The organism is Ignavibacteria bacterium (genome assembly GCA_025612375.1).
GTDB lineage: Bacteria > Bacteroidota > Ignavibacteria > Ignavibacteriales > SURF-24 > JAAXKN01.
Genome location: JAAXKN010000029.1, coordinates 50,256 through 60,980 on the forward strand (window position 1 = coordinate 50,256; position 10,725 = coordinate 60,980).

General features: G+C 51.8%; 13 protein-coding genes. 7 read left to right on the top strand and 6 right to left on the bottom strand.

The annotated features are described in order from the left end of the window. Positions 1 to 8: 8 nt before the first annotated feature. From HF312_15690 to HF312_15715, 6 genes are all read right to left on the bottom strand, one after another. Positions 9 to 182 carry a hypothetical protein gene (locus tag HF312_15690; protein MCU7521659.1) on the bottom strand — a complete coding sequence of 58 codons (174 nt, stop codon included), beginning with the start codon at positions 180 to 182 and terminating at the stop codon, positions 9 to 11. A gap of 57 nt (positions 183 to 239) precedes the next feature. Next, positions 240 to 854: a hypothetical protein gene (locus HF312_15695; GenBank protein ID MCU7521660.1), complete on the bottom strand. Its 615-nt coding sequence runs from the start codon at positions 852 to 854 to the stop codon at positions 240 to 242. A 706-nt stretch (positions 855 to 1,560) separates the two neighbouring features. Next, a complete protein-coding gene (locus tag HF312_15700) occupies positions 1,561 to 1,797 on the bottom strand; it encodes a hypothetical protein (protein MCU7521661.1) in 237 nt (78 codons plus the stop codon). A gap of 496 nt (positions 1,798 to 2,293) precedes the next feature. Continuing rightward, a complete protein-coding gene (locus HF312_15705; GenBank protein MCU7521662.1) occupies positions 2,294 to 3,205 on the bottom strand; it encodes a hypothetical protein in 912 nt (303 codons plus the stop codon). Positions 3,206 to 3,277: 72 nt separating this feature from the next. Further along, positions 3,278 to 3,568, bottom strand: coding sequence for a hypothetical protein (locus HF312_15710; protein MCU7521663.1), 291 nt, complete (start codon positions 3,566 to 3,568; stop codon positions 3,278 to 3,280). 69 nt (positions 3,569 to 3,637) lie between these two features. Further along, positions 3,638 to 4,960: a hypothetical protein gene (locus HF312_15715; GenBank protein MCU7521664.1), complete on the bottom strand. Its 1,323-nt coding sequence runs from the start codon at positions 4,958 to 4,960 to the stop codon at positions 3,638 to 3,640. 1,901 nt (positions 4,961 to 6,861) lie between these two features. Here HF312_15715 and HF312_15720 point away from each other — a divergent pair. The 7 genes from HF312_15720 to HF312_15750 all read left to right on the top strand — a co-directional run. Continuing rightward, complete coding sequence (locus HF312_15720) at positions 6,862 to 7,392, top strand: crossover junction endodeoxyribonuclease RuvC (protein MCU7521665.1); 531 nt, start codon at positions 6,862 to 6,864, stop codon at positions 7,390 to 7,392. A gap of 1 nt (position 7,393) precedes the next feature. Further along, entirely contained in the window at positions 7,394 to 7,840 is a 447-nt protein-coding gene (locus tag HF312_15725) for a hypothetical protein (protein MCU7521666.1), read from the top strand. Between the two features lie 12 nt (positions 7,841 to 7,852). Then, the gene (locus tag HF312_15730) at positions 7,853 to 8,647 is read left to right on the top strand and encodes a hypothetical protein (protein MCU7521667.1); all 795 of its coding nucleotides are present in this window, start codon (positions 7,853 to 7,855) and stop codon (positions 8,645 to 8,647) included. 13 nt (positions 8,648 to 8,660) lie between these two features. Next, positions 8,661 to 8,870, top strand: coding sequence for a hypothetical protein (locus HF312_15735; protein ID MCU7521668.1), 210 nt, complete (start codon positions 8,661 to 8,663; stop codon positions 8,868 to 8,870). 9 nt (positions 8,871 to 8,879) lie between these two features. After that, entirely contained in the window at positions 8,880 to 9,278 is a 399-nt protein-coding gene (locus tag HF312_15740; protein MCU7521669.1) for a hypothetical protein, read from the top strand. Beyond that, positions 9,278 to 10,489: a hypothetical protein gene (locus HF312_15745; GenBank protein ID MCU7521670.1), complete on the top strand. Its 1,212-nt coding sequence runs from the start codon at positions 9,278 to 9,280 to the stop codon at positions 10,487 to 10,489. Before HF312_15740 ends, HF312_15745 begins: the two co-directional genes overlap by 1 nt. A gap of 2 nt (positions 10,490 to 10,491) precedes the next feature. After that, on the top strand, positions 10,492 to 10,725 hold a 234-nt coding region (locus HF312_15750; GenBank protein MCU7521671.1), incomplete at its 3' end, for a hypothetical protein.

Below are 10,725 nucleotides of genomic sequence, written 5' to 3' on the forward strand. Positions count from 1 at the left end.
TTGGTGATTTACGGCGTCACAATCGGCACCATTTGGATAGAGGTACCGTTATGAATTGGAACGATCTGCACTGACGGAACGCGGCCATCGTCTTTCGGCCAGCCGTAGAAATGAACCAGCAAGCAGGCCAGCAGCAACGCGCCAACGATCCATTTCATACAGTACCAATCGAAATCATCCATGCGTTTCCCCCCAGGTCAGTAGAGTATAGCTTACCTATACTCTACTGACCGCGTGATCTACTCGTCTTCGTCTTGCGGATCAAGCCGGCCCGGACGCGAGCGATACGCGTCCGGCTGCTTGAAGTAGTCGTCAATCAGGCCCTTCATGTCCTCCAGCTCGGCGGCCAGGGCATCCAAGTCGGCCTTCACCCGTTTCACCATGGTGGTATCCTGGCGAATGCTCTGGTGTTCGGCCAGCGACTGCAGCAAGGCCGCCCCCGCCATGGTGGAAAGCGACGGCTGTGAGGCTTCCTGCCAAGTGGCCGGGAAGTCCGGCGTGTCCGCGTCGGTGTCGGTGCGATTCTTCAGGTATTGCACCAACTGACCGGCGAAACCGCCGAAATAGACCTCGTTTTCTGACGACTTGTCTTTTGTCGCGTACCACAGCACGGACGCCATCATATTAATCAGGCGACTGGCCGCGTCTCGCGTGTAGCTGGTGACTAAACGCAGTGCGCGTTCGTCAACCGCGCCATTACGGGCGGCGTACTCCATGATCTGACGCATTACCGGGCGAATGTTTGGCATCTGCGATGTTTCATGGAAGACGTCGGTGCCGGTGTCTTGCTCAATGTAACTGGCTAGACCGTTCATGAAACGGTCGGCATCGCGATTTCCGGTGTCGAATGGCATTTTGTTCCTCCCCCTTATGCTAGGCATGATTGCCTAGCAAGACTGAATTTGGCATACAATTCGGTATACAATTCTATAGGCTAATTATTCGATACACTAAGTAATGTTTTCGATTTTTTTCTTGTGTCGCAAAACTGTTGCACCATGCGGAAAAGGTGCCAATTATAACGCAACTTTTACCCCATTTGTTGCATCGTGTTGCAAAGTGTTGCATCATGCAACAAAATGGGAAAAATCACAACACGACTTTGGCACCAAAAATTGCATGGTAATCGCGCCGCAAAAACGGCCTAACTCGGGTCGAAAAATTAACGTCATAATTCGGCGCGATGCTAGACACCACGCCGATTCTTTGACTCAAGCGCGTGACGCAAATGGCTATGAAAATCATGCCACGAAAATACCGAAAAAACTATGAAGCGATTTTCAGTTTTTCGTGGTACACTAATCGCGAACCCCCGTGCAACAGGTTGAAAAAACCCCATTTTTTCACTATGCAACAGGGGTGTGCAACTTTTCGGTGAAAAGTTGCGTTATAATTGGCCACAAACTCAGGCGCCGTCTTTTTGTTGCATAACAATACTTTTTTGAAAATCTCGCGTATAAACCCGTGCAACAAAAAAAGTGTTGCATGCAACAACCCTAGGTTGTTGCGTGCAACACATTGCACCGCCACTTTTGCAGTGCCACAAAAACACTGCAAAAGTTAGGGCGGCGAGCGCGGGTTGTGGTCGCGCAGCGACCGCACCCAAGCGGCGAGAAGCCAGTAGTCGATCTTCGGGCTTCTCGCCACCAAGCTCTTTTTCTCCAGTTGCACCACGTAGCTAAGGTAGGCGTCCGGGGGGCGCGTTCTCTCCCGGCGCTCGAACGCCAGGATCGAATCCCATTCCGACCGGAACTGCGCCGTGTGAAGGCGCGTGAGTATTGCACGCCATAGGCCCATACATTCGCGTGTCTCCCTTCCTGAGCGTGATCGCTCACTGGAACGCCCGGTAAGGCGCTCCGTCAACGATCACCCCTTCTCTCACATGGTGAAAACAGGGTTTCGCGCCGTGCAACGCGTTTTCAGCCGTTTTAAGGCCCGTTTCTTTCGCGCATGGGTAATTAGTCGCGTGCGCTAGTTTCGTCGCTCTACGGGCACGCTAGGCCCTATTACGTCGATTTTAAGGGGGAAGACACCCCTCGGTATGCTCACAAGGGGCGTCTTCCAGGGGAACGCACAGCCTCACCATGGTGAAAGAAAACACATAACGCGTTTACAGGCGTTTTAAGCGGAGATTTTTTGTCGCATGGCTAATTACCCGTCTGAGGGATAAAAGTCGCTTAAAACGCCTGTAAAGTGCCTTTACGTCGATTTTAGCTGCATACGTTAGCTTGCACGGCGTGTTTCTTTCCCGTAACCGCTCATTACTGCGCTCCGTAGAGCGCAGTATCAACGGTCAATCGTCGGTAATTAAGCCGTTTTCGCGTAATTCTTCCGGGCCGGGGTCGTAACCCGGCTTGCGGTAAATCGGGTCGTCGTCCTCCTTTCCGCCCGCGTAGAGGTCGTCTTCGTCGTAATTGTAGCCTAGCATTTCGCGCAGATTCTCCGCTTCGCCATCGTCTTTCTTGCTCCAACTGTAGCCGCGATCCCACCACGGTTCGTATTTGCCGCCCCAACCGTAGGTATACGCTTGCCGCAGCGGTTCGTACTGGTGCGGCAGGAATACGTCACGATTGTTCTTGTAAAAGCGGGCGAATTTACGGATCTGGCCGGTGAGTTCGCCTAGGTTGGCGTAACAGTGCGTCGTGTGCGCCGCGTGGTAGCCGATCCCGACGTTGAAGGCCTTGCAACCTAGTTCGTCCATTACGCTGATGTCGCTGAAACTACCACAGCCTAGCTTAAAGCCATAGTTTTTCAGCAAATTATCCAGTGTTTCATCGCCGTATTGGTAGGTTACCACGTCGGTTCCGGCACGGTCGAACTCCACGATCCAATTGTACTTTTTCTTGCAGTCAACGGCGAATATATCTGCCGTGCTCGCACCGTGTTCCTCACCTGTAGTCAGCAGTATATCCAGTGTGATACCAAGCCTAGGAAGTAGGTCAAGTAGCACATACGCTCCTAGTCGGTCGTCTAGTCTAGGCGATATAACTTCGTGGATACTGCCAGTCTTATTCTTGTATTCAACGAACATGTCGTGTGACTTATCGTCAAATACAGTGTCCAGGTGAGCGACACCAAGGATCGGTGAGTTATTGTCGCGAAAAATGTATTCTTCTTCCGCGAAGCCGCCCGGCGTGCCGAACCGGCGGAAGTCGCCGATGTCGGCCAGACAGCGGTGACACAGGGTGTCTATGTCATATTTCATGCGTATTTCCCCCTTTTCCCTATTGAGCTTGATCGCTCATTTGAGTCCTGCGTGACAGGACTCAATCAACGATCAGACTTGGAAGGCGCTTGTGATAGCTTTCACAATGTCTTCTTCCGGCATCTGCCAGTCACGCGTGAGAATGACATAACGCGTGATCTTATACTGTGGTTTGATGTATTCAGTAAGCCCACAGTATTCCACATCATTACTAATGTGAAATCCGCCATCAAAGTTCAAGTCGCGAAGCGCGATCAATAATCGTGCTTCAAATTCCGTGTGTGTGGCACTGTCAATTATGAATTTTTCTTTATCCATTTCGACAGTGATCGTACGCATCGGCGGTTCAATCTTGATTTTCATGTGTGTTTCCCCCCTAATGAGCGTGATCGCTCATTCTTGCACCATCCTCCAATGGTGCAAGATCAACGATCAAGCGGTTACCAACTCCTCCTTGTTCGCTTGCGCGTCCTCGTAGCACTCGCGGCACAGGTGCTTTCCGGTTTCCTGGTCGTAGTAGTGCTGAGTCTTGAAGTGCATTGCGCCGCACTCCTCGCACTCGAAGGCTTCCTGCGTGGCGCAGTCGTGACACCAGTAGTCGCCCTGCACCTCCACTGCGTCTTCGCTGCGAATCCAGGTGTCGCAGTGGTCGCAGCAGGTATAGTCGCCACATTCCAGACAGTGTTCGCACACGCCGTCGCCCCTCATGCCCTCTACTTCGGTCAGCGATTCGGTGTAGTAATTACCGCAGTCGCTGCACTCGTAGAGATGGCGGTCGGCGCAGTGCTGGCAGTAGGGATCTCCGGTGTCTTCGGCGTAAATCGCCTCGTCACGCGGGATCCATTCGTCGCACCATTCGCACTGCACGAAACGCTCGTGCCAGCAGTCCGAACAGTAGATGTTGTCGTCTTCGTCGGTGTAGTAGTTGTCGTCGTCACCGTCAAGCGTTTCGCCGCAGACGCAGCAGACGCGCTCCGGCTGCAAGTCTTCCTCACGGAAATCCCAGGCGTCGATCCGGTCGATCATGTCCTGGCTTCCGAGGAGATAGCCGTGCGCCCCATTGATCCACAGCATGCCATCTGAGTCGCTATTGTTCCACAGCTCGATTTTCTTGTAGGGAACGCCCAAGTAGGACGCGAGAGTACGCGCCATTTTCAGGCATTCGATGCCGTAGGCGTTCCACAACACTAAGCCGTGCTGCTTCACGTCCTCTTGTTCGTAGGTGATCGGCGTCAGCCATGCGCGAGCATAGCCGCGATAGCCTTCACCCCACACCGCACGTTCACGTCCACTTTCGTACGCACCTTCGATGCGTGCTTCGTAGAAACGCACCGCGTAACTATTCATGTTTTCCAACATGTCACGCGCCGCGTTTCGACACGTCCAGTAGCATGAGCCGTGGTCGCCGAAGTCGCCGGACTGCCAAGAATGAATATCCTTGGTAAAGTCAATGGTGTAGTCCGTGGCTTCCTCGGCGTTGTAGGAAGCGATATTGCCCACTTCCGAAAGCGTCAGGGCGTCGATGGCAATCTGGTGATTCACCTTATACCACTTCGCCAAACGCTTCGGGAAGGTGCCTCGCTTAGTGCTCCACACCCATTCAATCGCCTCTTCCGGCATGTACGGCAGATGCTGTGACGCTAAATAGTCGTAGATCAGCCGCCTGCCGGTCGAAGTGATGGCGTTTTTCGCCAGATGGACGTGAACCTTTTCCTGGCACGTCAATTCGTGAAGCTGCTTGTTAATCTCTTGCATGTTATTTCCTTCCCCTTCCCTTTGGAGAGCAGATTCCCTCCACTAATGGCGCAAAGGAACGCCATTGGTGCAAGGAATTAGGGAGGGGAGAGGCATCCCTAAGCCTTGTCTTTCGACAGGGCCAAGGGATACCCCTCCCCGTGTTAGGGGGAAGGAAACACGCATAGCCAACACGCCTTGCCGTAAAACGGCTGTCAAGAGTCCCAACGCTTTAGCCGCACCGCCCCGCTCCCGTTGCCACGTATTCCCCACCATCCAGATGGTGTTGTTGCGTGTTTCCGCGAAGCGGATTGATTTCCGCCGGGTGCGTTCTCTTGCGTCTAGCAAGGCATGTCTAATCGCACTAACCTGCACGGGAGGATACCATCCTCCACGCTTACCGAATCGCCTTTGGCGTAATCCTCCAGGCGAGCGCCGATGCTCGCAAGGATGCCTGGACTATCGATCCTGCGTTTTATACGGCATGTGCTCTTGTCAAGGTAAAACCATGATTATTTATGCGCGTGTGCCAAACGCGCACCGAGTCCGCTTGTTCGCATAAAGCGATTGTGCGAAGGGATTCTATCCATAGGATCCTGCGCGGCGTTCCGTTTGTGGTGATACTACTGCCACATTCGGTTTGTGTTTCTAGCGCAGGGCTATTTTAGATAGATTCCCGCCCTTAATCATGGTGCCGCTAGTGGAACGTTCCCAGCATTGCCGGGGGTGTCCAATCCTAGCAGCGTTATCTTACAAGGTATTGCTACTGATAACTTGCGTCTAGACAAGTTATCTGTTCGTTGTAACCGAACGCTTACAGTGTAGCATAACTTTAGTTTTGTGTCAAGAGTAAACTTCTTACCTTGTTCCCCGATAGCATCCGCTATTTGTTGGGGCATCTCAGTTTGCAAGTTTGCTCTAACACTTGCTAACGCTATGCTTTTGTGTAAGGTTCAATCAAACCGAACGCACTTAGTATAGCATACTGCTTATTCCCTGTCAAGAGTTTTTTCAAACTCTTTTTTCAAGTGTTTTCAGTATGCTGCTTTCAAAGTGCATCCTAACGAACAACGCTATTATAGCAGGTTCAATACATACTGTCAACGTTTTTTCTAATGTTTTTTCAAAGTTTTTTGCTAGTGTGAATATACGCGTAAAGCGCGTATATGCGCCATCTAAGACGCGTTTGTGATAAGCGCGTATTGATACGGGAGAATAAGGAAAACGCCTTAAAACGAACGCTAGAGGGCATTACAGGGGTTTAATGGGAAGGGAGAGGGAAGGAGAGCAAAAGAAAAGCCCGCTGCCAAACGGCAGCGGGCTTTAGTGGTAGGAGTGTTACCAGGTGATACGGATAGCGAACTTGCATACCAGGTGAAGATCCTTACCTGCTTGCCGCCATGCTGCGCGTGATAATTGATAGCACTCGCGCCTGCTAATGCGACGCAGGCAGGAGTGCGACAGTAACAGATAAGCTATAGCTAGTCTAACATCCGCGATAACGTCTAACATGTGCGTTCCCCTTTCGACGCTGTGAGTAGCGCCTAGCGACAGTATAGCACACTCTATACCACAGTGCAAGGGGTATTGTGACTAATAGCACGACGTAGTTAGCGGACATAAGCGGACAATGACAGGAGCGGACAAGAGCGGACAAAGATGAGTCAATGAGTCAACATACCCGCCTTTCACCTTTTACGCGAAATGACAAGGCGACTATCAACACTCAGATTTTTTGTTGTAAAAACGCTTCGTTCTTATGTGTACTTTTGTCTTAGTAAAGCGGTTAGCTCTTGACAGATTTGCGTTAGTGTGTTATACTTATCTTAGCATACAAGGACACTGTATGCAATACTTCCCCTTAGTAGAGGGCTGGTAGTTCCCCCTTGCTATCAGCCCTCTCCGCGGCCCAAAGGTGCAACTTGAAAATCCAACTAACCCCAAATGGTGAATATAACATCCTCGCCATGGATTTAGGTCAGTCCACTGGTGTGGCGTGGAATACGGATGATCGAAAACATGCCGAGCACTGGCAGTTGAAAGTCAATAACACTGAACCCGTCGGCATGCAAACAGTCCGCTTGCGCAATAACCTTGAGTTGTGTGTTGAAGAAAACAATATTCACATCATCGCTTATGAGTTAGTAAGGCGGCACATGGGCACGGATGCCGCGCACGTTTACGGGCGTTTGCAGGGCGTGTTGTTTGAGGTTTCCATGACGCACCACATTCCGCTCCTGCCGTTGGAAGTAAAACAAATCAAGAAATTCGCCACCGGCAACGGCAACGCTTCCAAGGAAATGATGGAAGAGGCCGCGTATCGGCTTGGCTGGACACCAAACCCCATGGTGAAAAGGGATAAGAAGGCCCTGTCGGACGTGGCGGACGCGGTGTGCATGTTGGCCTACGCGCACGCGAATGTGAAAAATTTAACAAATTTAGAGTTAGAATGAGATGGCGAAGAATCCAGTAGAACCGGCCAAGCCTGAGCTTGGCATGCCACCGGAAAAGATAGAAAAGCTGCTCAACCTCGCGCTGGTGCAGGGCAAGCATTATCGCGAGATTGGGAGGATGCTTGGTTTGCCGCCGAATGTCGTGGCTTACTATACGGGTCGAGCCTTGGCCCAGGACGGGATGAAGTATGAGTTGCGGCGGCGGGAGTTGGGCCGGTTGGAAGAGTTACGGTTTGAGCTGGATGAAATGATTGCCGATGGCGATCTGCGGGCCATTCGCGAATCGTTGAGGGTCAGCGAGAGTATCCGTAAGTTGATGGGCCTGGATCAGCCGGTTGCGGTGGATGTCAATACGACTGTGACCAAGCCGATTGAGACGATTGAGGTCAACATGCCGTCCAACGCGGTTGTGGTGGTGGACGCGGAAGCGACTGAGAAAACTGAATAGGTGAACCCCATTATGGCGAAAGAGACTGTAGTACTGCAGACCTCTGATTGGCACTACGGAAAGCAGACGGAGAGCTATAACCTGGAAGTTTTTGAGGATCGGTTTCAGCGTCTGGGCGGTCAGTTGGCGGAGTTGAAGGAACGGCGCAACATTACGGCGGATCGCTTGGCGATCTTCATGCTCGGCGACATCTGCGATGGCGGCGGAATTTACCCAACACAGGTGCATCACCAGATCATTACCGACCCGAACGAGCAAGCATGGCGGCTGGTTTCTATCGTCAAGCCGTGGCTGATGCGGCAGCAAGATTTGTGGGGCAAGGTCGAGATCCACGCGGTAGTCGGTAATCATGGCCGCAATTCACGCTTCGCGCACGAGAATACCAACTGGGATCTGGTCTTTTATCGCTATTTGAGTGGCGAGTTGAAAGGCGAGATGCCGATTTATCTGAATGAGCAGAATTACTGCATGAATAAGGTGCAGATTCGCGACCATAATTATCTGCTCTACCATGGTGATGAAATCTATTCGACCGCCGGTATTCCGTGGTACGGGGTGCAAAATCGCCTCTTACGCTGGAATACTTCCGGGGCCTTGGCACCATTGGATGCGCTGTGTATCGGCCACTTTCACTCCATGGCGTATTGGCGAGTAAACCAACTGCACATCTTGGAAACCGGCACCATGGTGACTGATGATCAGTGGAGTTTGAAGAAACTGGGCTTTGATAGCACAAACCAATGGTGGTTGTTTGGGGTTTCGGATCGCTCGCCGATTACTTGGCAAGAGGGCTTGAACTTAGTGTAGAATTGAGGCTGCGATGAATTTTGGGAAATTTTTTATGGGTTTATTTGATTTTGCTGGTATTGTGAAGAGTTATGTGCGTCGTGAAGTCGATGAAGCTGCTGCTGCTAAATTAGCGGATACCGATCATATTGAAGTGAATAAGATTTGCACGATGACTTTTGCTGGCCGCAAGTGGAAAGTCAATTTGGTACTTGAGCCGGTCATTGAGACGAAGACTGAATAGGAGTATATCATGGGGCCTCTTGCTCTTTTTAATCGAGATAATCCGGTGCGTGTCGGTGGCGCTGCGTTAAAAGAAATCACTGTCAATTTTGCTCAAGGCGCAAGTGTCAGCGATATTGTTGATATTAAAGGATATACTCTTGTTGGTGTAGTGTTGCCTGCAACGCTTGCTGGGGATGCTTGTAAAATACGTAGATCGTCTGATGGCGCTACTGCTGGTATTTCGGTGCAAGATAGTTATGGTGCAGAACAAAGTATTCTGTTGAATGGAGCTGCAGCTTATCGCGCCGTGCCGGATGTTGTTGTATTGACTGGTGTAAATTACGTACAGCTCTATACAACCTCTGCTGGCGCTGCACAGATCCAGGCCACGGCACAAACAGTAAGGCTTGTAGTAAAGGCGCTGTAATGAGTCTTTTAACGACATTACGTAAGCCAATCAAGTTCCTCCTACGCGACGATTTCGACACCGATTTGCCCGCCGGGGCGGTGAACGGAACGAAATGCCGCACCGGGCAGACCAGAACGGTGACGGACACCGAGAATAAGATGTCCGTGGCCGGTGGAAAGTTGGTGATTAGCGGCGGGAAAGCGACACCGGTATGGGGCGATCCGGGGGTATTTTATCCGACGATAAATCGCCAATCTGGCCGAATTATGGTCGCTAATATCCAGCAAAATAACAAGGTTATTATTGGCTTCGCGCTTTCCACGACAGGAGCTGCGACTGCGGCAGATTTGGCATTTTTCCCAGGAAACATTATAACAGGGCACGCTGGTGGAGCGCAGTTACCATCCATCGGGTCTTGGATTGCTGATACTGCTTACAACGTAGCAGTATTGTTGCGTTCTAACGGAATGATGCTACTGCTAAAATCTAGTTCTGACTGGCGTTTGATGTGGGTAGATTCTAGGAGCAATGTATCTACTATATATCCAGCTATCACTAACAACAACGCGCAAGCAGAAATAGATACTCTCCGCATCCCGCATCGCCTCTGGCTCCCCACGCCTCTCCTGTCAGACGGTTTCTCCCTGCAAGGCATCTCCGACGGCAAGGGCCACGCCGAGGGCATCGCGGGCGGCCTCGGTTCTGGTGGTGGCGGTGTGGAGTGGCAGGGGCCAACGTGGAGCGTGAGTGGTGGCTACCTGCGAAACAACCCATCAGTGCCAGCAGATTACTACCGCACAGCAACGCTCTCCACGCCGGACGTGGTCGCTGGCGTCCAGATCCACTCGCTCGCTGCTGGGGCACAGGCAGGTCTAACACTCAATCTGGATAACCAGCCAAATCCTCAAAACCTTGCCACTGCCTACCTGCAAGACGGCAGATGCTATCTCGCCAAGACGGTTTCAGGTGTGAAAACTACGGTCATGGATCAGGCGGCAACTTTTGTGGCCGATGCGTGGTTATACGTTATCAAGGACGGAACAGGCTATAGCGTGTATTATAACGACTCTTTGCTCGGAACAACGCAGACAATCGCAGATCCAGCCATTGTCGGAAACAGGAAGCACTGCCTCTACAGCACAGGCGGAGTGGATATTAAGGCAGTGAAAATTTACGCGCGGGGAACTGAGGGGCAGTATAACCTCTTGGAAGAGTTTATGAAGGGCTGAAAATGAAGGCAATCTTTGCGACACGGATGCTCCCAGGTGGCCCCGATCTGCCGCCGTGCGAGTCCGAAGACGGCCAGCAGTTGGTCTACACCGACGCGGACGGCATCAGGCGCGGCGGCTACACCTGTCTGGAGATGCTCCCGGATGGCCGGGTGCGGGTAGAGGTGACGGCATCTGAAATAACGATTCAGGTGATGCAGACCGACGGGCGCTACGAGTACGTGGAGACGGTGCCG

Coding starts and splice junctions, on each gene's coding strand:
- HF312_15690 (MCU7521659.1), bottom strand. CDS start 182: ATGGATGATTTCGATTGGTACTGTATGAAATGGATCGTTGGCGCGTTG.
- HF312_15695 (MCU7521660.1), bottom strand. CDS start 854: ATGCCATTCGACACCGGAAATCGCGATGCCGACCGTTTCATGAACGGT.
- HF312_15700 (MCU7521661.1), bottom strand. CDS start 1,797: ATGGGCCTATGGCGTGCAATACTCACGCGCCTTCACACGGCGCAGTTC.
- HF312_15705 (MCU7521662.1), bottom strand. CDS start 3,205: ATGAAATATGACATAGACACCCTGTGTCACCGCTGTCTGGCCGACATC.
- HF312_15710 (MCU7521663.1), bottom strand. CDS start 3,568: ATGAAAATCAAGATTGAACCGCCGATGCGTACGATCACTGTCGAAATG.
- HF312_15715 (MCU7521664.1), bottom strand. CDS start 4,960: ATGCAAGAGATTAACAAGCAGCTTCACGAATTGACGTGCCAGGAAAAG.
- HF312_15725 (MCU7521666.1), top strand. CDS start 7,394: ATGGCGAAGAATCCAGTAGAACCGGCCAAGCCTGAGCTTGGCATGCCA.
- HF312_15730 (MCU7521667.1), top strand. CDS start 7,853: ATGGCGAAAGAGACTGTAGTACTGCAGACCTCTGATTGGCACTACGGA.
- HF312_15735 (MCU7521668.1), top strand. CDS start 8,661: ATGAATTTTGGGAAATTTTTTATGGGTTTATTTGATTTTGCTGGTATT.
- HF312_15740 (MCU7521669.1), top strand. CDS start 8,880: ATGGGGCCTCTTGCTCTTTTTAATCGAGATAATCCGGTGCGTGTCGGT.
- HF312_15745 (MCU7521670.1), top strand. CDS start 9,278: ATGAGTCTTTTAACGACATTACGTAAGCCAATCAAGTTCCTCCTACGC.